This is a genomic window from Geodermatophilus sp. CPCC 205761 (assembly GCF_051383655.1).
Taxonomy (GTDB): Bacteria; Actinomycetota; Actinomycetes; order Mycobacteriales; family Geodermatophilaceae; genus Geodermatophilus.
In genome coordinates this window covers 1-22454 of record NZ_JALPKQ010000030.1, presented here as the reverse complement: position 1 = coordinate 22454, position 22454 = coordinate 1, and the positions used below count along the sequence as shown (strand labels likewise).

Genomic DNA, 22454 nt, shown 5'->3' with positions numbered 1-22454 from the left:
CAGGTCGGTCGCCGGTGCGGAGGGGCTCCCATGCCTGTCTGGGACAGCACGCCGCTGCCCGAACGCGACCAGTTCGACTACTGGAACGACGTCATCTGCCGCGCGTTCGTGCCGCTGCGTGCGGTGCGGCGGACCGATCGCCCCGGGTTCGCAGCCCGAGTCGAGACCCGGCCGCTGGTCGAGGTGAACCGGGCGCGGATCGTGTCGCAGCCTCAGGAGACACTGCACGGCGTCCGGGAGGTCGCCGACACCGACGCCGCGTACTACTTCGTCAACCTCCAGCTGGCCGGTCGGTGCGCCGTCCGCCAGGGCGGCCGGGAGTCGGTCGTCGGGCCGGGCCAGTTCACCGTCGTGGACACGACGGAGCCGTACTCCTTCGACCTGGACGGGGTGTGGCACATGGTGTCCTACCGGGTGCCGCACGCACACCTGTCGTCGCGACTGGGTGGCCGCCGGCCGAGCACCGCGGTGGCGGTCGGCGGGGCGGGCGCCGGTGGCGTGGTGACCGCGCTGATGCACGCCCTGTGGCAGGTGGGCGACGAGGTGGACAGGACCGGGACCCGGGACCTGGAGCAGTCCTTCGCGTCGGCCGTCGCGGCCGCGACCGCCGCCGGGGTCGAGCCCGGGCGCTTCGACCGGGGCGCCGTCCGGGCCGCGGTGCTGCAGCACGTCCGCGACCACCTCGGCGACCGGACCCTGTCGGTGACCACGGTGTGCCGGCGCTTCGCCATCTCCCCGCGCACGCTGCACAACCTCTTCGCCGACGCCGAGGACTCCTTCGGCGCGACCGTGCGGGCCATGCGCCTGGACCGGTGTGCCCTGGTGCTCGCCGCCGCGGCGCCCACCGTCACCGTCACCGAGATCGCGACGGCGCACGGCTTCGACGACCCCTCGTCGTTCAGCCGGGCCTTCCGCCGCCGCTTCGGCGTGAGCCCGCGGGAGGCGCGCCAGGGTGCGGCGTGCACGAACGGCACGGTCGGCGTGCGCTGACGGCCGGGACGCGTCCGTGTGCCGCCGCGATGATCAGTGGGGTCGCGAAAACCGTCCCGCCCCCGAGGAGCCACCATGGCCGTGTCCTTCGTGCTGAGCCCCGACCAGGAGCAGCTCAAGCTCGCCGCCCGGCAGTTCGCGGAAGCGCACCTGCGCGGCCTGGCCGACGACGTCGCCGGCGAGCCCGATCCACTGACCCGGGCCCTCCTGGCCCGGCCGGTCTTCGAGAAGGCGGTCGGCGCGGGCTTCCTCAAGGGCTTCATCCCGGCGCCCTTCGGCGGCGCCGCCACCGGCGGGGTGGAGGCCGCGATCTTCATCGAGGAGTGGGCGACGGTGAGCCCCGACTTCGTCATCTCGATGGCCGGCCCCATCATCGCCCTCAGCCCGGTCTACCAGGTCGGCACGCCTGAGCAGATCGAGCGGTTCGTGGCCCCCTTCCTCGCTGACTCCGGCGCCCCCCTGGCCGCCATGGCCTACAGCGAGCCCGGCGGCAGCGCCAACTTCGCCGCACCGCCGCCGGCGGAGGGCACCCGCACCACCGCTGTCCCGGACGGCGACTCGTGGGTCGTCAACGGACGCAAGGCCTGGGCCTCGCACCTGTCCGGCTGGGACGGCGCCGGTCCGGACCTCATGACGATCGTCTGCCGAACACCCGGCGGCGTCTCACTGATCGTGGCCGAGCGCGAGCACCTGGCCGGCCACGTCGAGGTGGAGGAGCACTACGACCTGCCCGGCCTCCGCGGCTGTCTGACGTCGCGGGTCCGGCTCACCGACGTGCGCGTGCCCCGGGAGAACCTGCTCGGGGCCGAGGGGGAGGGCATCGCCCTCACGCGCAGCGCCTTCATGGCCAGCGGTGCCTCGATCGCGGTCTTCGCGGTCGCGGCGATGCGCCGCGCCTTCGACATCGCGCTCCGGTTCGCCCTCACGGAGAAGCGCGGGGGAGCGGTGCCGATCATCGACCACCAGGCGGTGTCCGACGCCCTCTCCGACGCCAAGGGCCGTATCGAGGCGGTCCGGCTGCTGGGCTGGCGGGCGATGGATGCCGTGCTGTCCGGGCACCCGGCCGGACCCGAGCTGGCCCTGCACGCCAAGGTCTTCGGCTCGGAGACCGGGCTCGACGTCGTCAACGAACTGGTGAAGGTCATCGGGGTCCAGGCCTACGACCGGCGCTTCCCCATCCTGTCGTGCCTGGCCGACGCGCTGGCCTACCCGATCATCGAGGGCAGCAACACCGGCGTGCGCCGCCGCCAGCTGCAGGACCTGTTCCGCGCTCCGGGCTACGACCCGCTGGCGGCCTCCGGCATGGCGTGACGACATGACGCCGGCGGTGGGGGCGGACAACCGCCCCCACCGTCAGGCGCGGTCGGGGAGCACCCCGGCGCCGGCGAGGGAGCGGTCCACCGGCGGCGAGCGGCGCAGGGTCACCCGGCGCCCGGCCCGCTCGGCGACCGCCAGGTGGTCGAGCAGCAGGTCCAGTCCCGGCGCCGACAGCGCGGTCACCGAGCCGGCGTCGATGCCGTCGACCCGCGCCGGCTCACGCCCGTAGCGCCGGACGAACGCGGCGACGGCGGCGGCATCGACCTCGCCGGCCAGGCACAGCACCCGCCCGCCTGCGGTGTTCAGCAGCCGGACGACGCCGTGCGCGGCCGCCAGTCCGTCGGGGGACACCGGGCTCACCGGACCAGTGTGCCGCGTCCGGGGCGGCGGGGAGCCGGCCCCGTCGGCCCACGCGGAGGTGTGACCTGCGCCGACCGACTAGGTTCGGCTCCCGACGGGACGGTCGGGGCAGGGGAGTGACGCAGTGGGCAGATCGGTGCTCGTGACCGGCGGCAACCGGGGGATCGGGCTGGCGATCGCCCGCTCCTTCGCCGAGCAGGGCGACTCGGTCGCGGTCACCCACCGCGGCAGCGGAGTCCCCGACGGGCTCTTCGGCGTGCAGTGCGACGTCACCGACGCCGCCGCCGTCGACCGGGCGTTCACCGAGGTCGAGGAGCACCAGGGCCCGGTGGAGGTGCTGGTCAGCAACGCCGGGATCACCCGCGACGGGCTGCTCATGCGCATGAAGGAGGAGGACTTCGCCGACGTCGTCGACGCCAACCTCACCGCCGCCTACCGGGTGTCCAAGCGCGCCGCGGCCAAGATGGTGCGCGCGCGGACCGGCCGGATGGTGTTCATCTCCTCGGTCGTGGGCCTGCTCGGCTCGGCGGGGCAGACCAACTACGCGGCCAGCAAGGCCGGCCTGGTCGGCCTGGCCCGGTCGATCGCCCGCGAGCTGGGCAGCCGCGGCATCACGGCGAACGTGGTCGCGCCCGGCTTCGTCGAGACCGACATGACGGCGCAGCTGCCGGAGAAGCGGCAGCAGGAGATCCTCGGGCAGGTGCCGCTGGGCCGGTACGCCTCGGCGGACGAGATCGCGGGCGTGGTGCGCTTCCTGGCGAGCGACGCGGCCGGCTACATCACCGGGGCGGTCGTCCCGGTCGACGGCGGACTGGGAATGGGGCACTGATGAGCGGCATCCTCGAGGGCAAGAAGATCCTGGTCACCGGCGTCCTCACCGAGGCGTCGATCGCGTACGCGACGGCCCGGATCGCCCAGGAGCAGGGCGCCACCGTCGTCCTCTCCAACTTCGGCCGGGCGCTGTCGCTGTGCCAGCGGATCGCCAAGCGGCTGCCGGCCGAGGCGGCGGTCGTCGAGCTCGACGTGACCAACACCGAGCACCTGTCGACCCTGTCCGACCGGCTGCGCGAGCACGTCGGCGACAGCCTGGACGGCGTCGTGCACTCCATCGGCTTCGCGCCCCAGGAGGCGATGGGCGAGGGCTTCCCCGAGGTGGCGTGGGAGCACGCGGCGACGGCGTTCCAGGTGTCCACCTGGTCGATGGCCTCGCTCACCCAGGCCTGCCGGCCGCTGTTCGGCGAGCACGCCTCCGTCGTCGGGCTGACCTTCGACGCGACCGTCGCCTGGCCGGTCTACGGCTGGATGGGCGCGGCCAAGGCGGCGCTGGAGTCGACCTCCCGCTACCTCGCCCGCGAGCTCGGGCCCGAGGGGGTGCGGGTGAACCTGGTCGCGGCGGGGCCGCTGCGCAGCATGGCGATGAAGTCCATCCCGGGCAGCTCGCAGTTCGAGGAGGCGTGGGAGGCCCGCGCCCCGCTGGGCTGGTCGGTCACCGACACCGAGCCCGCCGGCAAGGCCGTCGTCGCGCTGCTGTCGGACTGGTTCCCCGCCACCACGGGCGAGATCGTGCACGTGGACGGGGGGTTCCACGCCGTCGGCGTGTGAGCCGCATCCGTTCCGCCGCACCGGAGAGAAGAAACCACCGTGCCCCGCGCCACCGACGTCGACATCCACCCTGACCAGAAGCCGGACGAGGACCCCTCGCTCGCCGTCCGCAACAACGGCGGGGCCGCACCGCCGGCCGACCCCGCCCCGGCCGGCCGCCGGGAGGCGCTGCTGCTGCTCTCCTTCGGCGGCCCCGAGGGGCACGACGACGTCATGCCGTTCCTCGAGAACGTCACGCGCGGGCGCGGCATCCCCCGAGAGCGGCTCGAGGCGGTCGCCGAGCACTACCACCACGTCGGCGGCGTCAGCCCGATCAACGACCAGAACAAGGCGCTGATCGCCGCGGTGGAGGCAGACCTCGCCGCCGCCGGGATCGAGATGCCGGTCTACTGGGGCAACCGCAACTGGGCGCCCTACGTCGAGGACACCTGGCGGCAGATGGCCGACGACGGCGTCGAGCACGTCTACGTCTTCGCGACCTCGGCGTACGCCTCGGCGTCGGGCTGCCGGCAGTACCACGAGGACATCGCGCGGGCCCGGGCGGTGACCGGTGGCGGCCCGACCGCGGAGAAGCTGCCGCACTACTTCGACGCCCCGGGCTTCGTCCGGGCCAACGCCGACGCCCTGGCCGCCGCGCTCGCCGAGCTGCCCGACGGCGTCCGCGACACCGCCCGCCTGGTGGCGACCGCGCACAGCATCCCGGACGCCATGGCCGCCGTCGCCGGCCCCGAGGGGCACGCCTACGAGGCCGAGCTGACCGCCGCCGTGCAGCAGGTGGTGGACGCCGCCGCGCCCGGCCGGCCCTTCGACCTGGTCTGGCAGAGCCGCAGCGGGCCGCCGTCGGTGCCGTGGCTGGAGCCCGACGTCAACGACCACCTGCGCGCTCTGGCCGCGGCGGGGGAGCAGGCCGTCGTCCTCCTCCCGATCGGCTTCGTCAGCGACCACCTCGAGGTCGTCTGGGACCTCGACAACGAGGCGCGCGCGACCGCCGGCGAGGTCGGCCTCACCTTCGTCCGCGCGGGCACCGCCGGCACGCACCCGGCGTTCGTCGCGACGGTGCGCGAGCTGCTGCAGGAGCGCCGCGCCGGCGGCCCCCCGCGGCTCGGCACGAACTGCCCGGCCGCCTGCTGCTTCGTGGCCCGGCCGACTCGCTGAGCGGTCGTTGCCGGCGTTCCGGACCGCTCGCTTCTGCGGTGTCTCCTCCGCTCTTGCGGCCGTGCACCGCCGCAGGAGGGAGCAGAACACCGCAGAAGACCCGGTCGGCTAGCGCGGGATCGCGTTGTAGGCGGCGGTGATCGCCTCGCGCACGGCGTCGGACAGCGGGCGCAGCGCGTCGTCCCGGGCCGCGGCCTGGCCGGTGGTGACCGCCCCGCCCGGGGCGTCGGTGAGCGCCAGGTCGAGCACCCGGGCCAGCCGCTGCGCGCGGGCGAGCACCGACAGGGCCAGCGGGTCGCTGCCCGGGGGCATCCCCGGCACGTGCGCCGGCTTGGCCAGCCCCGCCAGCAGCGCGGGCACCTCGGGGTGCCAGCGGGCCAGGTCGAGGTCGACGAGGGTCCGGGCGGCGTCGGAGACGGCGAGGTCCAGCCCGCCGGACACCGCCCGCAGCGTGCCCTCCACCGGCGGGGGCACCGGCGGGGCGCCGGCCAGGTCGACCGCCGTCCACTGCACCACCTCGGACCCGACCGGCTCCGGCACCAGCGCCAGCCGCTCGCCGACGGCGGCCTGTCCCGCCTCCAGCGCGAGCTCGGGCAGCCCCGGCACCCGCGGCACGCCACGGACGTCGCCGGGCACCGGCAGCACCAGCCGGAAGCGGCGCTCCCCGAGGCCGCGCAGCGTGGTCAGCGCCCAGCCGAGGGGGACCGCCTCCTGGGCACCGGGCAGGCCGGAGACCCGGTGCGCGGTGGTGCCGAGGAGGGCGTCGAGAGCGTCGTCGTACGAGGCGCGGCCGGTGAGCCAGGCGGTCGCCCAGACCGCGAACCGGCCGGCGGGGAAGTCGTGCACCAGTCGAGGCTATGTCGGGCACCCGGGCAGGTGACGATCCGGTTGAGATGGATCACGCTCCGGGTCCGGTCTGGGAGAGTGACGCCGTGGACGCCTGGCTGCTGTGGCTGATCGCGTCGGGTCTGTTCGCCGCCGGCGAGATGGCGAGCCTGGACCTGGTGCTGCTGATGTTCGCCGGCGGCGCGCTGGGCGGCATGACCGTCGCGCTGCTGGGCGGTGCCGTGGGGCTCCAGCTGGTCGGCTTCATCGTCGTCTCCGCGGTGCTGCTGCTCCTCGTCCGCCCGCTGGCCAAGCGGCACCTCACCGAGCGCACTCCCGAGCAGCTGGACGGCGTCGCCGCCCTCATCGGCCGGACGGCGCGGGTCACCCAGCCCGTCGACGGGCACGGCGGCCGGATCCGCCTCGGCGCCGACGAGTGGACCGCCCGCAGCCAGTACGGCGCGGAGACCTTCCCGGTCGGCTCGACCGTCCGGATCCTCCAGGTGGACGGCGCCACCGCCGTCGTCGGCGACGCGCTGGAGCTGGAGTGATCCCTCCGCGCGGGTGACAGCGGGGCCGAACGGCCCCGGAACGGAACCCGTGCACGGCAAGATCGGGACGGAACCGGAGTGGAAGGAGCGTTCCCGTGACGCCTGCACTGATCGCCCTGATCGTGATCGCCCTGCTGGTGATCGTCGTCGTCGCGAAGAGCGTGACGATCGTTCCGCAGGCGCAGGCCAAGGTGGTCGAGCGGCTCGGCCGGTACAGCCGCACGCTCTCGCCGGGGCTGTCCATCCTGGTGCCCTTCATCGACCGGGTGCGGGCCACGATCGACCTGCGCGAGCAGGTGGTCTCCTTCCCGCCGCAGCCGGTCATCACCGCGGACAACCTGCAGGTGGGCATCGACACCGTCGTCTACTTCCAGGTGACCGACCCGCGGCTGGCCGTCTACGGCATCGCGAACTACATCACCGGCATGGAGCAGCTGACCACCACGACGCTGCGCAACGTGGTCGGTGGGCTGAACCTCGAGGGGGCGCTGACCGGCCGGGACGGCATCAACAGCCAGCTCCGCGAGGTCCTCGACGGCACCACCGGGCCCTGGGGCCTGCGGGTGGCACGGGTGGAGATCAAGGCGATCGACCCGCCACACTCGATCCAGGACTCGATGGAGAAGCAGATGCGCGCCGACCGCGACAAGCGCGCCGTGATCCTCACCGCCGAGGGGCACCGGCAGGCGGCGATCACCTCCGCGGAGGGGGAGAAGGCCTCGGCGATCTTGTCGGCGGAGGGCCGCAAGCAGGCGGCGATCCTCGAGGCCGAGGCCGAGCGGCAGAGCCGGATCCTGCGCGCCGAGGGGGAGCGGGCGGCGCTGTTCCTCCAGGCCCAGGGGCAGGCGAAGTCGATCGAGACGGTGTTCCAGGCCATCCACGACGGCAAGCCCGACCAGGGCCTGCTGGCCTACCAGTACCTGCAGACGCTGCCGCAGATCGCGCAGGGCGACGCCAACAAGATGTGGATCGTCCCCAGCGAGTTCAGCAAGGCCCTCGAGGGCCTGGCCAACCTCGGCGGCGCCGAGGGCGGGCGCTCCTGGATGGACGTCGGGTCGTCCGGCAACGGCACGTCGGCGCCGAGGAGCGGCGGGCTGGACACCAGCGACTGGTTCGAGTCGCAGCTGCCGCCGGCCGCCGAACAGCCGGAGGCGCGGATCGAGCTGTCGAGCATCGTCCAGGAGACCGCGCCCGCACCGCCCTCCCTGGCGCAGGCCACGCAGGAGGCCCGGGAGCTCGGGAACGTGGAGCTGGCGCCGCCGGATCCGAGCCAGCCGCCGCCGCAGGGCTGATCACGGGGCGCGGCGGGACCGTCGGGCCCCACCCAGCCTGAGATGCGGCAGTGGGAGCTCTTCCCGCGTTCTCCGGCGCAGAACGTGGGAAGAGCTCCCGACACCCGGGTGCGGCTCAGTCCTTGAGCAGGCCCTCGCGCAGCTTGGCCAGGGTCTGGCTGAGCAGCCGGGACACGTGCATCTGCGAGATGCCGATGTCGGCCGCGATCTGCGACTGGGTCATGTTGCCGAAGAACCGCAGGATGAGGATGCGGCGCTCGCGGGCCGGGATGGTGGCCAGCAGCGGCTGGAGCGACTCGCGGTACTCCACGCCCTCCAGCGCGGCGTCCTCCTCGCCCAGCGTGGCGGCGAGGGTGGGGGAGTCGTCCTCGCCGCTGAGCCGCTCGTCCAGCGAGCTCGACCGGTAGGCATTGGCCACGGCCAGCCCCTCGAGGACCTCCGCGCGCGGGATGCCGAGGTGCTCGGCCAGCTCGGACGGCGTGGGCGCCCGGCCGTTCTTCTGCGCCAGCTCACCGACGGCCGCGTTGAGCGACAGGTGCAGCTCCTGCAGCCGGCGCGGCACCCGCACCGACCAGCCCTGGTCGCGGAAGTGCCGCTTGATCTCGCCGGTGATCGTCGGGACCGCGAAGGAGAGGAACTCCACGCCGCGCGTCGGGTCGAACCGGTCGATGGCGGCGATCAGGCCGAGCGTGCCCACCTGGAGCAGGTCGTCGAACGGCTCGCCGCGGTTGCTGAACCGGCGGGCGAAGTGCCGCACCAGCGGCAGGTGCTCCTCCACCAGGATCTCCCGCAGCCGCTCGCGGCGCGGGTCGCCCTTCTCCAGGGTCGCGAGCTCCGCGAACAGCGGCGCGGTGCGCTCGGCGCGGCGGCGGTTGTCCGAGACCGGGGCGACGTCGGGTTCGGTCGCCGGCTCCGGCTCGGCGTCCGGCTCGGTCAGGGCCTCCGTCGCCGGGACGGTCTCGCTGCGGGGGTCGGGTACGAGCACGGGAGCGTCCTCGGGCGCGACCTCCTCCGTCCCCGCCGGGGACTCGTCGTCGCGCAGGGTGTCCTCCTCCACGGTCGGCGGCTTGGCGGCTGCCCCCCGCGTCACCGTGCGACCGAGACGTTCTGGCCCGTGCCACCGAGCAGCTGCTCCGGGTTGTGACCCGGGAGGAACTTGTCCATGGAGATGACGGCGACCGCGGCGCCGCTGCCGTCACCGGCCGGGACGGTCGCCTGGCTCGCCGGGCCGGCGTCCACCCGGTCCACCAGGGTGTGCAGCACCGCCCAGCCGAAGCCGTCGCGGGGGACGTCGGTGCCCTCGGCGGTCGGCACCCAGGCGTCGATGTGCAGGCCCGATCGCCGCGTCTCGAAGACGACCGTCAGCCGGCGGTCGCCGGAGACGATCGCGGCGAGCGTCGCGCACGCCTCGTCGACGGCCAGCCGCAGGTCCTCGACCGCGTCGAGGTCGTAGTCCATCCGCATCGCCAGGTCACCGGCCATGGCCCGCACCGCGGGCAGCTGGCTCGGGGTGGTGGGCACCCGCAGTTCCAGTCGCTCGGCGCGCCGCCCGTCGTGCGCGAGGGCACCCCTCGAGTCCACCATCCGTCGTCCGCTCCTCGTTCGTCAGCGTTCCGCTCTGCAGAGCCACGGCCCCGCGCCGGTGGTCCGGCCGCGGCGGCTCGCCCCCATAGTGCCCGAATGCCGCCCGCACCCGGCGGATGCTCGGGTCGGGCGGCGCCCCGAAGAGCAGTTCTACCCGGTACGAGGGGGCGGCAAACGCCGGTCCCCGGCACCGGTGAGCGCGGTTGCCGCCCCCCTTGCCCTGCGGTTTCCTGGCCGCAGATGAACGCCAGCCAGCCGAGCCCGACGCCGGGCGCGCGTCCCGTGGGGGGCGCGGGCCACGACGTGCTCGTCGCGGCCATGGAGGACGCGGCGGCGGCGATCTACTGCCTGGCCGGCCCGGCGATGGAGCCCGTCTGGGCCAACGCCCGGGCCCGCGCGCTGGGCACCTCGCGCGCCGACCTGCCGTCGGTCGACGGCCGCTCGGTCGCCGACCTCGTCGACGTGGTGGCGCGCACCGGCCGCCCCGAGACCCTGCGCGGGCCCCTGGGGTCGGACGGGACCGCGGCAACGGCGGTGCTCCAGCCGTTGCGGGTGGAGGGGGAACCCGGCGTGCTGCTGGTCCTGGAGGCCGGCACCGGCACCGACGCCTGGCCCGAGGCGCGCGGGGACGTCGTCGACCAGGTGCAGCACTCGCTCCTGCCCCCGTCGCTGCCGCTGCTCCCCGAGCTCCGGCTGTCGGGCAGCTACCACCGGGCCAGCTCCTTGGGCGCCGCCGGTGGGGACTGGTTCGACGCCGTCCCGCTGGGACGGGGCAGGCTCGCGCTGGTCATCGGTGACGCCGTCGGCCACGGCGTGCCCGCCGCGGGTGCGATGAGCCGGCTGCGGGGCGCGATGCGCTCGGTCGCGCTGCGCGACCCGTCCCCGGCCGCCGTCGTCGCCGCGCTGGACGCCTTCGCCGCCCAGATGGAGGACGTCGAGGGCGCCTCGGTGTTCTACGCGGTGCTCGAGGCGGCCACCGGCCGACTGACCTACGCCGCGGCCGGGCACCCGCCGCCGCTGCTGGTCGCGGCCGACGGCAGCTCGTCCTTCCTGCCGGTCACCCCCCGCCCGCCGCTGGGCAGCCTGCCCGGCAGCCCGACCGTCGTCTCCTCGGCGGAGCTGGCGCCCGGGGCGACGCTCGTCCTCTACTCCGACGGCGCGGTGTCGGCGTCGGGTCCGCCGCCGGCCCAGGGGCTCAGCCGGCTGGCCGACGTGGCCCGCCGCGCGGTCACCGGCCCCGGCTCGATCGTCCCTGAGGGAGCCGGCGGGCTGGCCGCGGCCGTCGCCGAGGGGCTGCTCGGCCCCCGGGAGCACCCGGACGACCTCGCCGTCCTGGTGGCGCACCGGCTGGCCGAGCGGCACGAGCCGCTGACGATGGACCTGCTCGCCGTCCCGGCCTCGCTACCGGCGGTGCGCCGCCGGCTGTCGGCCTGGCTGGTCGGGCTGGGGATGGGGGAGCAGGACCGGGTCGGGGTGATGGTCGCGGTCGGAGAGGCCTGCGCGAACTCCGCCGAGCACGCCTACCGCGGCACCGAGCCCGGCCGGATGCACGTGACGGCCGCGGTCGACGTCGACGGCGTGCTCACGGTCACCGTGCGGGACGAGGGGAGCTGGCGACCGCCGGACCGCGACCCGGGCAACCGCGGCCGCGGATTGCTGATCATGCGGCAGCTCGTGGACGGCGTCGTGCTGCAGGGCGAGCACGGCACCACCGTCACCCTCAGCATGCGGCTGCGGAGCAGCGAGGAGATCGAGGAGCGGCACGCCGGCACCAGCGCCACCGAGGTGGCGGTCGACCGGGCCGGCGAGCGGCCGGTGGTGCGGGTCTCCGGCGCGGTGGACCTGGTCGGCGCCGAGCAGCTGCGGATCCGGCTGCTGGAGGCCAGCCACGGCGGCACCGGGCAGGTGGAGCTGGACCTCGCCGGGGTCACCCTGTTCAGCAGCGCGGCGGTGCGGGTGGTCCTGGCGGTCGCGCGGATCGCCGGCGACGAGGGCTGGCGGCTGGTGGTGCACGCCCCCGAAGGCGGCGTGACGCGGCACATCCTCGTGATCAGCGGGCTGGCGGGCCTGGTCGAGATGCGCTGACGGGTGATCCCGCCGGCCGATGCGGTTTGGGGAACGGCTCCGGTGCCCATTCCCGGGGCGTGAGACTCCGCCGCAGCGACGTGCACGGCCCCGGGTGGCGACGCCGGCGCGCCGGCCGCGGTTTCGCCTACTACGACACCGACGGCTCGCTGATCAAGGACGACCGGCTCGACCGCGTCCGGGCGCTGGCCATCCCCCCGGCGTGGAAGGACGTCTGGATCTGCCCCTGGCCGCACGGGCACATCCAGGCCACCGGGGTCGACGCCGCGGGACGGCGGCAGTACCGCTACCACGACGCCTGGCGGGCCCGGCGGGACGCCGAGAAGCACGAGCGGGTGCTGGAGATCGCCCACCAGCTGCCCGACGTCCGCGAGGCCGTGGTCGAGGCGGTCACCGGCTCGGGGCTGACCCGGGATCGGGTGCTGGCCGCCGCCGTCCGGCTGCTGGACCTCGGCGCCTTCCGCGTCGGCAGCGAGCAGTACGCCGAGGACAACGGGACCTACGGCCTGGCGACGCTGCGGAGGGAGCACGTGCGGGTGCGCGGTGAGCGGGTGTTCTTCTCCTACACCGCCAAGGGCGGCATCGAGCGCGAGCTGGAGCTCACCGACCGGCCGACCGCCGACGTCGTCCGGGAGCTGCTCAAGCGGCCCGGCGACACCGGTGAGGAGCTGCTCGGCTACTGGGTGGGCGACCCGACGGGGTCCGGACGGGTGTGGCACGACGTCACCAGCGGTGAGATCAACGCCTACCTCAAGGAGATCAGCGACGCGGAGATCACCGCGAAGGACTTCCGCACCTGGAACGCCACGGTGCTGATGGCCGCCACGCTGGCCGAGGCGCCGCAGCCGACCACCAAGACCGCCCGCAAGCGGGTCGTGAAGCAGGCCTACGAGCGGGTCTCGGAGACCCTCGGCAACACCCCGGCGGTGTGCAAGGCCAGCTACGTCGACCCCCGGGTCGTCGACCGCTTCGACGCCGGCGAGACGATCGCGCCGGCGCTGCAGGAGGCGGCCTCGGCCCCGGACGACCGGACCGCGCAGAAGGTGCTGGAGCAGGCCGTCTGCCGGATGCTCACCAGCTGACCGGGCAGACGCGACGAGGCCCCGCCGGAGCGGGGCCTCGTCGTGATCGGGATCCCGGGCCGGCGCCCGGGGACGGTCAGCGGGCGCTGCCGTCCACGATCGTGAACAGGTCGATCAGGCCGGTGACCTCGAGCGGCCGGGTGACGGCGCGCGTGGTGGCGATCAGGCGCAGGTCGACCTCGCGCGAGCGGGCGGCCTTCTGGGTCTCGACCAGGACGGCCAGCCCGGCGGAGCCGAGGAACTGGACGCCGGAGAGGTCGATGACGAGGCTCTTCGGCTGCTGCTCGAGCTGGTTGTCGAGCGAGGACCGGAGCACGGGGGCGGTGAACGTGTCCACTTCGCCGACGACCGTCACCGTGATCGCCCCGTCCTCACCGGTGGAGGTCGAGAGCGTGATCACGTCGTCGAAGGGTGCCTCCGTGCCCTCGGTCGACACGTCGTGCTGCCCTTCGGCAGGCAGGTCGGATGTGGTCACGGGCTGAGCTCCTCTCAACGGCAGTGCCCGGCGGCACGACCGCCCGGTCAATCTACCGCTGCGCGGCCCCCCGGTGTCGTGGCCCCCGGACACGTTCGTCTGCGGACGTGTCCGTCCGGGCGTGGTGCGACCCGGTCGGCCGCGGCTGCATGCTCAACCGCCGTCCCACGGTAGGTCAACGATCGGGGAACTCGCCAACCGACTCCGCCGACCGGGGGACCGCGGTCGAGCAGGGGCTCAGTCGATCGTGTGGACGGCGGCCTCCTCGGGCCCCTCGCCGCCGGCCGGCCGGTCGCCGGTGGCCTCGACGTCGTCGGCGGTCCGGTTGGTGCCCGAGTCCGACTCCGGCGTCGTCGAGGTGTCCTGCTCGAGTTGCATCGAGGCGCGCTGGGGGTCCTCGGCGGCCCGGACGCCGGGCTGCACGTCGGGGACCTCGCGGTCGAGGCGACCGGAGAGCGACTCACCCTGCGACTGCTCGAAGGCCGTGGTGCCGAAGTCGACGCTGGCGCCGGGGTCGTCGCCGGGCACGGGGGCGAACTGCGGGTCCTCCGCGGTGGCCTGCGTGGGGGAGTCGTCCTGCGAGGTCTCCGGGATGCCCTCGTCCTCGGGGAAGACGTCGCGGGCGGTCTGGCCCTCCGGCTGCGTCATGGGGTGCCTCCTCCTGCGCGGTGGGTCCGCGCGCTCTCGTGCGGCCGGGGGACCGGCCGGGGCTGCCCTCCGCCTACCCGCCGCTCCGGCCGCCATGCGTGAGCCGGCTCGCACGGCGGACCGGACCCGTTCCGCATGGCTCTCCCGGGCCGGGGGTAGCGCGGGTGCATGGCGATCGCAGACGAGCTGCAGCGGATCGGTGCCCCGGTCCGCCGCTGGGCCCGCACCCAGAAGGACGAGTACTCGCGGGGCGAGCCGCGCCCGCTCGGCGGGGACCTCGGCGCGATGGGGGTGTACCTGGGCCTGGTGGCGACCGGTGTCGCCGCCGTCCGCGCCGCCGGACGGGAGCTGCCGGACCGGATCCCGCCGGGGGACGTCGCGCTGCTCGCGGTCGCCACCTTCCGGCTGGCCCGCCGGATCGCGAAGGACCCGGTGACCAGCCCGCTGCGGGCGCCCTTCACCTCGTTCCAGGGGCCCTCGGGGCACGCCGAGGTCGCCGAGGAGGTGCGCGAGCACGGCGGCGTCAAGCACGCGGTGGGCGAGCTGCTCACCTGCCCGTTCTGCCTGGCCCAGTGGGTGGCCACCGGCCTGGTGTTCGGCTACGCCACCCAGCCGCGGGCCACCCGGCTGGTGGCGCTCACCATGACGCTGGTCGCCGGCTCCGACATCCTCCAGTTCGTCTACGACGCGATCCAGAACGGCGCGCTCGCGCCCAGTGAGGACGAGGCCGAGGGCGTGCGCTAGATCGCTCGTCCGGAGGAGGAGGGGGTCGCTCGACCTGCCGCCGGGCGCGTCGCGGACCTATCCTGCGATCTTGACCGGCAGGCCTTCCCCGCCCGCGGTCGTCACGGGCGTCGGGAGGAGCGGACCATGCGGTCGATCTGGCGCGGGGCGGTGTCCTTCGGCCTGGTCAGCATCGGGGTGAAGCTGTACACGGCCACCGAGGACCACGACATCCGGTTCAACCAGGTGCACGTCACCGACGGCGGCCGGATCAAGTACAAGCGGGTCTGCTCGATCGACGGCGAGGAGGTCGAGTACTCCGAGATCGCGAAGGGCTACGAGCTCCCCGACGGGCAGCTGGTGGTCCTCACCGACGAGGACTTCGAGGAGCTGCCGCTGACCACCCGGCGGGAGATCGACGTCCTCCAGTTCGTCGACCAGGACGAGATCGACCCCATCCACTTCGAGAAGACCTACTTCCTCGAGCCCGACGCCTCCGCCGTCCGCCCCTACGTGCTGCTGCGCGACGCGCTGGAGAACGCGGGCCAGGTGGCGATAACCAAGATCGCCATCCGGCAGCGGGAGTCGCTGGCCGCGCTGCGGGTGCGCGAGGGCGTCATGGTGCTGCACACCATGCGCTGGCCCGACGAGATCCGCCGTCCCGACTTCGCCTTCCTCGACGAGGACGTCGCGGTCCGGCCGCAGGAGCTGCAGATGGCCGAGGCGCTGATCGGTTCGATGACCGGCGACTTCGACCCGGCCGACTTCACCGACGACTACCGCGAGGCGATGACCGCCCTGCTGGAGGCCAAGCAGACCGGCGGCGAGGTGCAGCCGCTGCCGGAGACCGCCGACTCCGGCGCCGCCGTCGTCGACCTGATGAGCGCCCTGCGCCGCAGCGTGGAGGCCGCCCGCGGCGGGCCGGCCGCCGAGGAGGAGCCGCCGGCCAAGCGGGCGCCGGCGAAGAAGGCGGCCGCGAAGAAGGCACCGGCGCGCCGGGCCGCGGCGGCCGAGGACGAGCCGGAGGAGGCCCCGGCCCGCACGACGGCCCGCAAGACGACGGCGAAGAAGGCCACCGCCGCGAAGAAGGCGACCGCCGACAAGCAGCCGGCCAAGCGCGCCCGCCGCACCGCCTGAGGTGCCGGGCCGGGGACGGCGGGGCGACCCGCTCGCGGAGTACCGCGCCAAGCGGGACCCCGCCCGCACCGCCGAACCCGTCCCGCCGGCCGGCCGGCCGCTGCCCGCGGGCACCGGCGACACCTTCGTCGTCCAGGAGCACCACACGCCCCGGGGGACCGGGGACCGGGTGCACTGGGACGTCCGCCTGGAACGGGACGGCGTCCTGAAGAGCTGGGCGGTCCCCAAGGGGCCGCCCACCGTGCCGGGGCCGGGCCGGCTGGCCGTCCCGACCGAGGACCACCCAATGGAGTACGCCGCGTTCGAGGGCGCCATCGCCGCCGGCGAGTACGGCGGCGGCGAGGTGCGCATCTGGGACGCCGGCCGGTACGCCACCGAGAAGTGGGCCGACGACCACGTCACCGTCGTCTTCGACGGCCGGCGGCTGCGCGGCCGCTACGTGTTCTTCCGGCTGGCCGACGGCACCTGGAACCTGCGCCGGCTCGACCCCGCCCCGCCGCCGCCCCCGGTCGAGGTGCCCGCCCCCATGCTCGCGACCGCCGGGGAGCTGCCGCCCTCCGCGCAGGACGCGCAGTGGGGCTACGAGTTCAAGTGGGACGGCGTCCGGGCGATCGCCGTGGTGCAGGCGGGCACGCTCACCCTCTGGGCGCGCAGCGGCACGGACATCACCGTCCGCTACCCCGAGCTGGCCCGGCTGCCGGTGCAGCTGGCCGGGCACGACGCCGTCCTCGACGGTGAGGTCGTGGCGATGGACGACCGGGGCCGGCCCGACTTCGGTGCCCTGCAGGGCCGGATGCACCGCACCGGGCCCGAGGTGCACCGGATGGCCGCGGCCGCGCCGGTCACCTACCTCGTCTTCGACCTGCTCGCGCTCGACGGCGCGGAGCTGCGGGACCTGCCCTACGCCCGGCGACGGGAGCGCCTCGACGCCCTCGGCATCGGCGGCGAGCGCTGGGTGGCCACCCCGTGGTTCCGCGGCGACGGCGCCGCGGTGCTCGAGGCCAGCCGGGACAACGGGCTGGAGGGCATCGTCGCCAAGCGGCTGGACTCGCCCTACCGCCCCGGCTCGCGCGGACCGGACTGGCGCAAGGTGAAGAACGTCCGCACCCAGGCGGTCGTCGTCGGTGGCTGGCGGCCGGGGCAGGGCCGCCGCGCCGGGGGAGTGGGCTCGCTGCTGGTCGGCCTGCACGACGACACCGGCCGGTTCGTGTTCGCCGGGCACGTCGGCACCGGCTTCACCGCGCAGGCCCTGCGCGACCTCGAGCAGCTGTTCGTCCCGCGCGCGACCAACCCCTTCGAGGGCGCCCTGCCGCGCGAGGTGACCCGCGACGCGCGCTGGGTGGAGCCCGAGCTGGTCGGTGAGGTGGCGTTCGCCGTCTGGACGGCGGACGGTCGGATGCGGCACCCGTCCTGGCGGGGCCTGCGCGACGACATCGCCGCCGAGGACGTGGTCGAGGAGTGGTGAGCGTCAGGTGAGCCGGCAGCTGGTGCGGGTGGACGGGCGGCAGCTGCACGTCTCCAACCTGGAGAAGGTGCTCTACCCGGAGGTGTCGTTCACCAAGGCGCAGGTCATCGACTACTACGTGCGGATCGCGCCGGTGCTGCTGCCGCACCTGTCCGGGCGGCCGGTGACGTTCACCCGATGGCCGGACGGCGTCGAGGGGCAGGCGTTCTTCGAGAAGAACAGCGCGCGGCACGCACCCGACTGGGTGCGGCGGGTGACCGTCCCGAGCCCCGGCAGCTCGCGCGGCCGGGAGACCCTCGACATGGTGATCCTGGAGACCGTCGCCGACCTGGCCTGGGCGGCCAACCTCGCCGCGCTGGAGCTGCACGTGCCGCAATGGCAGGTCGGCAGCAGGCTGCAGCCGGCGCTGCCCGACCTGCTCGTGCTCGACCTCGACCCCGGCCCGGACGCCGGCATCGTCGAGTGCTGCGAGGTCGCCGAGCGGCTGCGCGCGCGGCTCGTGGACGACGGCCTGGACCCGGTGGTGAAGACGTCGGGGTCCAAGGGGATGCAGGTGTACGCGCCGATCCGGGTGACCGACCGCGAGCACCCCAGCCGGTACGCGAAGAAGCTGGCGCAGGAGCTCGCCGCCGAGACGCCCGAGCAGGTGGTCTGGCGGATGGAGAAGGTGCTCCGCCCGGGCAAGGTGCTCATCGACTGGAGCCAGAACAACCCCGCGAAGACGACCGTCGCGCCCTACTCGATGCGGGCCCGGCCGGACGCCACGGTGTCCGCGCCGATCGGCTGGGACGAGGTCGAGGCGGTGCTCGACGGCGCCGACCCGGGGGATCTGCGCTTCCGCACCGAGGACGTGCTCGCCCGCGTCGAGGACTACGGCGACCTGTTCGACATCGCCGGCACCGAGCGCGCCGTCCTCCCACCGGCATGAGGGGCAGAAGTGGCCATTTCTGCCCCTCCGGGCGAGGTCGCTCGGGACGCCCGGGCGGGCCTGGCATCCTCGCTTCCCGTGTCCGTTGCTGAGCTGCCGTCCCTGGGTCCGCGCGACGACCGGTCGACCGACGTGGGGCGCCTCGTCGTCCGCTGCCCCGACCGGCCCGGGATCGTCGCCGTCCTGTCCCGGCTGCTGGCCGACATCGGGGCCAACATCACCGAGTCGCAGCAGCACTCCTCCGACCCGGTGGGCGGCACGTTCACGCTGCGGCTGGAGTTCTTCCTCGCCGACCTGGCCGGCCGCCGCCACCAGCTGGAGGGCGCCCTCGAGCTGCTGGGCCGCGAGTGGCAGTTCACCTGGCGGCTGACCGAGGCGGCGTACCGGCCGAAGCTGGCGGTGTTCGTCAGCAGGACCGACCACGTGCTGCAGGAGCTGCTCTACCGGGTGGGGTCGGGCGACCTGCAGGCCGAGATCGCCGCCGTCGTCTCCAACCACCCCGACCTCGAGCCGGTGGCGCGGGCGCACGGCGTGCCGTTCCACCACGTGCCGGTCACTCCCGAGACCAAGGCCGAGGCCGAGGCCCGGGCGCTGGAGCTCATGGGGGACGTCGACCTGGTCGTGCTGGCCCGGTACATGCAGATCGTGTCGGCCGAGTTCTGCGCCCGGTTCCCGGAGCGGCTGATCAACATCCACCACAGCTTCCTGCCGGCGTTCGTCGGCGCGAACCCGTACCAGGCGGCGCACGACCGCGGCGTGAAGCTGATCGGGGCGACCGCGCACTACGTGACGCCGGAGCTCGACGCCGGGCCGATCATCGAGCAGGAGGTGGCCCGCGTGGACCACCGCGCCACCGTCGAGGACATGCGCCGCATCGGCCGCTACGTCGAGCGCCAGGTGCTCGCGCAGGCGGTGACCTGGCACGTCGAGGACCGCGTCATCGTGGAGGGCCCGCGGACCATCGTCTTCGCCTGAACGGACTCTCCGCGCCGAGCGGCCGGAGGGGCAGAAATGGCCATTTCTGCCCCTGGGTCACTCCCCGCGGCGGCGCTTGCGGTCCTGGTCGGCGAGGAACCGCTCGAACTCCGCGCCGATCTCGTCGCCGCTGGGCACCTCGCCGACGTCGCTGAGCAGGTCGTTGCCCTCGCGCGCGGCGGCGAACTGGTCGTACTGCTGCTCCAGGGCCGCCACGACCGCGGTGTTCTCCGGCGAGCGGCCGATCTGCTCGTCGACCTCGGTGCGGTGCGCCTCGGCCGCCTCCCGCATCGCCTCGGTCGGCAGGTGCAGCCCGGTCAGCTGCGAGACGTGCTCGAGCAGGGTGAGGGACGCCGCCGGGAAGGTGGTCTGCGCCAGGTAGTGCGGCACGTGCGCGGCGACGCCGAGCGCATCGACCCCGGCCTCACCCAGCCGCAGCTCCAGGAGCGCCGCGACACTGCCGGGGATGCGCAGCTCGCCCCAGTAGACGGGGTAGGACTCGATGAGCTGCCGGCGGGTGGCGTGCGCGGTCACCGTCACCGGCCGGGTGTGCGGCACCGGCATCGGGATCGCCTGCAGCGCCACCACCGAGGTGACGCCGAGCCGCTCGACCAGCCGGCCGACGGCGGCCACGAACCGCTCCCACGCGAAGTCCGGCTCGGCGCCGTGCAGCAGCAGGAACGGCTCGCCAGCGTCGTCCTCCACGGCGTAGACCGCGATCTCCGGCGGGGTGAAGCCCTCGTAGTGGTCGGCGTTGAACGTCATCCGGGGCCGGTGGGCCCGGTAGTCGACCAGGGCGTCGACGTCGAACCGCGCGATCACCTGGTGCGGGAGGCTGGCCAGCAGGTGCGCGCCGGCCAGCGCGCCCGCGTGCGCGGCGTCGAACTCGCCGGCCAGGTCGTGGACCAGCACCAGGCCCCGGCGCTCGGCGGCGTCCCCGACCTCCGCCTCGCGGGCGAGGAACGGCTCCGCCTCGGGGAGCAGCTCGACGAGCTCCTCCGGCTGGTGCGCCACGGTGGTGCCTCCTCTGATCCGGACCTACGCCACGTCCAGCCCCCGGACGGGTGCCCGCATTCCCGCGGTCACCCGGCCGGGGCTCACTTCCCCAGACCCTCCTGGGACGGGCGGCCGGTGCCCTCGGGAGCGGGCGGCGCCACCTGCTCCCTCGTGACCTCGGCGCCGTGCACGTCGCCGGAGACCTGGGGCCGGGTGCCGTCGTCGGCCACCTCCGGCGACCGGGCGTCGAGCTGGTCGCGCGCGTACCGGTAGACGACGGCGATCAGCGCCGCGACCGGCACCCCGAGGAACGCCCCGGTGATCCCCGCGAGGCTGCCGCCGGCGGTCACCGCCAGGATCACCACCGCCGCGTGCAGGTTGAAGCCGCGGCCCTGGATGATCGGCTGCAGGACGTTGCCCTCGAGCTGCTGCACCAGCAGCACGATGCCGAAGACGATCAGCGCCACCGTGAAGCCCTCGTCGACCAGCGCGATCAGCACCGCGAATGCGCCCGCGACGAACGCACCGATGATGGGGATGAACGCGCCGAAGAAGGTCAGGACGGCCAGCGGCAGCACCAGTGGGACGTCGAGGATCCACAGCCCCAGTCCGATGAAGAAGGCGTCCACCAGGCCGACCAGCGCCTGCTGCCGGATGAACTCCGACAGCGTGTTCCACGTCTTCTGGGACAGGGCCGCCACGTGCGGCGCGGCGCGGCTGCCGGTCTGCGCGGACAGCCACGGCACCCAGCGCGGGCCGTCCTTGATGAAGAAGAAGGCCAGGAACAGGGCGAGGATCAGGTTGATCAGCCCGTTGCCGATCGCCGTGGCGCCGGTCAGCGCCGCTCCGGCGATGTTCTGGGCGTTGCTCTGCAGCGAGTTGATGGCGTTGTCGACGGCCTGGCCGATCTGGTCCTCGCCGAGGTTGAACGGCGGCCCCGCCAGCCACTCCTGCACGCGCTGGAGTCCGCTGGTCGCCTGGTCGGTGAGCTCGCCGACCTGGTCGGCGACCGAGGGCGCGATGGCGGCGATGATCCCGCCGAACAGCGCGAGGGCGGCGAGCAGGACGACGGAGGCGGCCAGTGCCGGCGGCCAGCGGTGCCGGCGCAGGAACCGGGTCGGGGGCCACAGCACGGTGGCGAACAGCAGGCCGAGCACGATCGGCAGCAGGATCACCCACAACTTGCCCAGGACCCAGAAGAGGACCCAGGCGGCCGCCGAGATCAGCAGCAGCTGGGCCGACATGATCGCCACCGCGCGGATCGCCTTCCGCATCCGCGGGCCGCGCTCGGGGGACGGCGCCGGCGCGGACGTCTCCGCGTGCGCCACCCCCTCCGGCTCCCGTCGTCCGGCGGACGTCCCGGGGGACCCCGCTGGGTCCTGCCCCGCGGAGCGGCCGGACGGGCGCAGCCTCAGTCGATCGATCACGACACAGGGATGTCCGCTGCGGGCCGGTCGGAAACGATCTTCGGGCCGTCGTCGTAGCGTCGGGGCATGCCGAAGACCGCCACCGCCGACCGGGTCGACCGCACCGCGCTCGAGGAGTTCCTCCGTCCGCGGCACCGGGCGGTCCTCGTCACCCGCCGCGCCGACGGGGGCGTGCAGCTGTCCCCGGTCACGTGCGGGCTCGACGCCGCGGGCCGGGTCGTCGTCTCCACCTACCCCCAGCGGGCCAAGGTGGCCAACGCCCGGCGGGACCCGGCCGTCTCCCTCTGCGTCCTGTCCGACGACTTCGACGGCCCCTGGGTGCAGGTCGACGGGCAGGCCGAGGTGCTCGACCTGCCCGAGGCGCTCGAGCCGCTGGTCGAGTACTTCCGGTCGATCAGCGGGGAGCACCCGGACTGGGACGAGTACCGCGCCGCGATGACCCGCCAGGGCAAGTCGCTGCTGCGCATCACGGTCGAGCGCTGGGGCCCGGTCGCGACCGGCGGCTTCCCGCCCGACGTCGCCGCGCGGATGTAGGTCCTGGCCCGGACCGGGGAAAGCTGTCAGGCTTGCCCGGTGCCGTTCGTGCTGACCGTCGCGGCCTGCGACGACGGCGCCCCCGCCCGCCGACCGGACGGGGTCGGCGTGGTCCTCGAGCAGACGGCGGACGGCGAGTGGCACGGCGCCGTGCGGGATCCGGCGGCCGTGGTCGACGTCGTCCTCGGCCTCGTGCGGGCCTCCGGCTGGTGCGTGGGCGTCGGTGCCGGGCCGCCGGCCGACGGCGCGCGGACCGGCGCGGTGGTCCTCAGCGCGCGCCGCGCGGTCGACGCGGCCCGCCGG

General features: G+C 74.5%; 23 protein-coding genes and 1 pseudogene. 16 read left to right on the top strand and 8 right to left on the bottom strand.

All coding sequences use genetic code 11. The annotated features are described in order from the left end of the window. Window positions 1-30: 30 nt before the first annotated feature. On the top strand, window positions 31-990 hold the full coding sequence (locus MY526_RS17700) for a helix-turn-helix domain-containing protein (RefSeq protein ID WP_436704713.1): 960 nt from the start codon (window positions 31-33) through the stop codon (window positions 988-990). Window positions 991-1065: 75 nt separating this feature from the next. Further along, complete coding sequence (locus MY526_RS17695; protein WP_436693854.1) at window positions 1066-2301, top strand: acyl-CoA dehydrogenase family protein; 1236 nt, start codon at window positions 1066-1068, stop codon at window positions 2299-2301. Between the two features lie 42 nt (window positions 2302-2343). On the opposite strand, the gene MY526_RS17690 is transcribed toward MY526_RS17695, so the two are convergent. After that, window positions 2344-2667, bottom strand: a complete 324-nt coding sequence (locus tag MY526_RS17690; RefSeq protein WP_436693853.1) for a hypothetical protein — start codon at window positions 2665-2667, stop codon at window positions 2344-2346. A 124-nt stretch (window positions 2668-2791) separates the two neighbouring features. Here MY526_RS17690 and fabG point away from each other — a divergent pair, with 124 nt between their 5' ends. The 3 genes from fabG to MY526_RS17675 are packed head-to-tail and all read left to right on the top strand — an operon-like array spanning window position 2792 to window position 5424. Continuing rightward, window positions 2792-3496: a 3-oxoacyl-ACP reductase FabG gene (fabG, locus tag MY526_RS17685; RefSeq protein WP_436693852.1), complete on the top strand. Its 705-nt coding sequence runs from the start codon at window positions 2792-2794 to the stop codon at window positions 3494-3496. Continuing rightward, window positions 3496-4269, top strand: a complete 774-nt coding sequence (fabI, locus tag MY526_RS17680) for an enoyl-ACP reductase FabI (RefSeq protein WP_436693851.1) — start codon at window positions 3496-3498, stop codon at window positions 4267-4269. Before fabG ends, fabI begins: the two co-directional genes overlap by 1 nt. Window positions 4270-4308: 39 nt before the next feature. After that, the gene (locus MY526_RS17675) at window positions 4309-5424 is read left to right on the top strand and encodes a ferrochelatase (protein ID WP_436704712.1); all 1116 of its coding nucleotides are present in this window, start codon (window positions 4309-4311) and stop codon (window positions 5422-5424) included. A 108-nt stretch (window positions 5425-5532) separates the two neighbouring features. Here the strand turns inward: MY526_RS17675 and MY526_RS17670 are convergent, their stop codons facing one another. After that, window positions 5533-6270, bottom strand: a complete 738-nt coding sequence (locus tag MY526_RS17670; RefSeq protein ID WP_436693849.1) for a hypothetical protein — start codon at window positions 6268-6270, stop codon at window positions 5533-5535. 86 nt (window positions 6271-6356) lie between these two features. Between MY526_RS17670 and MY526_RS17665 the strand changes: the two genes are divergently transcribed. Both MY526_RS17665 and MY526_RS17660 read left to right on the top strand, forming a co-directional pair. Continuing rightward, the gene (locus MY526_RS17665; protein WP_436693848.1) at window positions 6357-6800 is read left to right on the top strand and encodes an NfeD family protein; all 444 of its coding nucleotides are present in this window, start codon (window positions 6357-6359) and stop codon (window positions 6798-6800) included. A gap of 95 nt (window positions 6801-6895) precedes the next feature. Next, the gene (locus tag MY526_RS17660; protein ID WP_436693847.1) at window positions 6896-8092 is read left to right on the top strand and encodes an SPFH domain-containing protein; all 1197 of its coding nucleotides are present in this window, start codon (window positions 6896-6898) and stop codon (window positions 8090-8092) included. A 115-nt stretch (window positions 8093-8207) separates the two neighbouring features. Here the strand turns inward: MY526_RS17660 and MY526_RS17655 are convergent, their stop codons facing one another. Both MY526_RS17655 and MY526_RS17650 read right to left on the bottom strand, forming a co-directional pair. Continuing rightward, complete coding sequence (locus MY526_RS17655) at window positions 8208-9182, bottom strand: SigB/SigF/SigG family RNA polymerase sigma factor (RefSeq protein WP_436693846.1); 975 nt, start codon at window positions 9180-9182, stop codon at window positions 8208-8210. Next, on the bottom strand, window positions 9179-9676 hold the full coding sequence (locus MY526_RS17650) for an ATP-binding protein (RefSeq protein WP_436693845.1): 498 nt from the start codon (window positions 9674-9676) through the stop codon (window positions 9179-9181). The genes MY526_RS17655 and MY526_RS17650 overlap by 4 nt, the downstream gene beginning before the upstream one ends. Before the next feature lie 240 nt (window positions 9677-9916). Here MY526_RS17650 and MY526_RS17645 point away from each other — a divergent pair, with 240 nt between their 5' ends. Then, complete coding sequence (locus MY526_RS17645; protein WP_436704711.1) at window positions 9917-11761, top strand: SpoIIE family protein phosphatase; 1845 nt, start codon at window positions 9917-9919, stop codon at window positions 11759-11761. A 59-nt stretch (window positions 11762-11820) separates the two neighbouring features. Then, window positions 11821-12843, top strand: a complete 1023-nt coding sequence (locus MY526_RS17640) for a DNA topoisomerase IB (protein WP_436693843.1) — start codon at window positions 11821-11823, stop codon at window positions 12841-12843. A 76-nt stretch (window positions 12844-12919) separates the two neighbouring features. On the opposite strand, the gene MY526_RS17635 is transcribed toward MY526_RS17640, so the two are convergent. Both MY526_RS17635 and MY526_RS17630 read right to left on the bottom strand, forming a co-directional pair. Then, entirely contained in the window at window positions 12920-13318 is a 399-nt protein-coding gene (locus tag MY526_RS17635; protein ID WP_436693842.1) for an STAS domain-containing protein, read from the bottom strand. A gap of 237 nt (window positions 13319-13555) precedes the next feature. Next, window positions 13556-13966, bottom strand: a complete 411-nt coding sequence (locus MY526_RS17630) for a hypothetical protein (RefSeq protein ID WP_436693841.1) — start codon at window positions 13964-13966, stop codon at window positions 13556-13558. 168 nt (window positions 13967-14134) lie between these two features. Between MY526_RS17630 and MY526_RS17625 the strand changes: the two genes are divergently transcribed. From MY526_RS17625 to purU, 5 genes are all read left to right on the top strand, one after another. After that, window positions 14135-14710 (top strand): DUF1360 domain-containing protein, encoded by a 576-nt coding sequence (locus tag MY526_RS17625; RefSeq protein ID WP_436693840.1) that lies wholly within the window; start codon window positions 14135-14137, stop codon window positions 14708-14710. A gap of 126 nt (window positions 14711-14836) precedes the next feature. Then, window positions 14837-15826 (top strand): Ku protein, encoded by a 990-nt coding sequence (locus tag MY526_RS17620; protein WP_436693839.1) that lies wholly within the window; start codon window positions 14837-14839, stop codon window positions 15824-15826. A 1-nt stretch (window position 15827) separates the two neighbouring features. After that, window positions 15828-17291, top strand: a complete 1464-nt coding sequence (gene ligD, locus MY526_RS17615) for a non-homologous end-joining DNA ligase (protein ID WP_436693838.1) — start codon at window positions 15828-15830, stop codon at window positions 17289-17291. A gap of 7 nt (window positions 17292-17298) precedes the next feature. Next, window positions 17299-18219 carry a non-homologous end-joining DNA ligase gene (gene ligD, locus MY526_RS17610; protein WP_436693837.1) on the top strand — a complete coding sequence of 307 codons (921 nt, stop codon included), beginning with the start codon at window positions 17299-17301 and terminating at the stop codon, window positions 18217-18219. 78 nt (window positions 18220-18297) lie between these two features. Further along, window positions 18298-19194: a formyltetrahydrofolate deformylase gene (purU, locus tag MY526_RS17605; protein WP_436693836.1), complete on the top strand. Its 897-nt coding sequence runs from the start codon at window positions 18298-18300 to the stop codon at window positions 19192-19194. Window positions 19195-19251: 57 nt separating this feature from the next. Here purU and MY526_RS17600 read toward each other — a convergent pair whose 3' ends face one another. Continuing rightward, window positions 19252-20208 carry a proteasome assembly chaperone family protein gene (locus MY526_RS17600; RefSeq protein WP_436693835.1) on the bottom strand — a complete coding sequence of 319 codons (957 nt, stop codon included), beginning with the start codon at window positions 20206-20208 and terminating at the stop codon, window positions 19252-19254. Between the two features lie 83 nt (window positions 20209-20291). Further along, complete coding sequence (locus tag MY526_RS17595; RefSeq protein ID WP_436704710.1) at window positions 20292-21518, bottom strand: AI-2E family transporter; 1227 nt, start codon at window positions 21516-21518, stop codon at window positions 20292-20294. A 165-nt stretch (window positions 21519-21683) separates the two neighbouring features. Here MY526_RS17595 and MY526_RS17590 point away from each other — a divergent pair, with 165 nt between their 5' ends. Then, the gene (locus MY526_RS17590) at window positions 21684-22151 is read left to right on the top strand and encodes a PPOX class F420-dependent oxidoreductase (protein ID WP_436693833.1); all 468 of its coding nucleotides are present in this window, start codon (window positions 21684-21686) and stop codon (window positions 22149-22151) included. A 39-nt stretch (window positions 22152-22190) separates the two neighbouring features. Beyond that, a pseudogene (locus MY526_RS17585) lies at window positions 22191-22454 on the top strand (hypothetical protein); the annotation flags it as partial.

Excerpts from the sequence above, each read along its gene's own strand:
- MY526_RS17700 (WP_436704713.1), top strand. The coding sequence starts at position 31 with ATGCCTGTCTGGGACAGCACGCCGCTGCCCGAACGCGACCAGTTCGAC.
- MY526_RS17695 (WP_436693854.1), top strand. The coding sequence starts at position 1,066 with ATGGCCGTGTCCTTCGTGCTGAGCCCCGACCAGGAGCAGCTCAAGCTC.
- fabI (WP_436693851.1), top strand. The coding sequence starts at position 3,496 with ATGAGCGGCATCCTCGAGGGCAAGAAGATCCTGGTCACCGGCGTCCTC.
- MY526_RS17650 (WP_436693845.1), bottom strand. The coding sequence starts at position 9,676 with ATGGTGGACTCGAGGGGTGCCCTCGCGCACGACGGGCGGCGCGCCGAG.
- MY526_RS17645 (WP_436704711.1), top strand. The coding sequence starts at position 9,917 with ATGAACGCCAGCCAGCCGAGCCCGACGCCGGGCGCGCGTCCCGTGGGG.
- MY526_RS17630 (WP_436693841.1), bottom strand. The coding sequence starts at position 13,966 with ATGACGCAGCCGGAGGGCCAGACCGCCCGCGACGTCTTCCCCGAGGAC.
- MY526_RS17625 (WP_436693840.1), top strand. The coding sequence starts at position 14,135 with ATGGCGATCGCAGACGAGCTGCAGCGGATCGGTGCCCCGGTCCGCCGC.
- MY526_RS17620 (WP_436693839.1), top strand. The coding sequence starts at position 14,837 with ATGCGGTCGATCTGGCGCGGGGCGGTGTCCTTCGGCCTGGTCAGCATC.
- MY526_RS17590 (WP_436693833.1), top strand. The coding sequence starts at position 21,684 with ATGCCGAAGACCGCCACCGCCGACCGGGTCGACCGCACCGCGCTCGAG.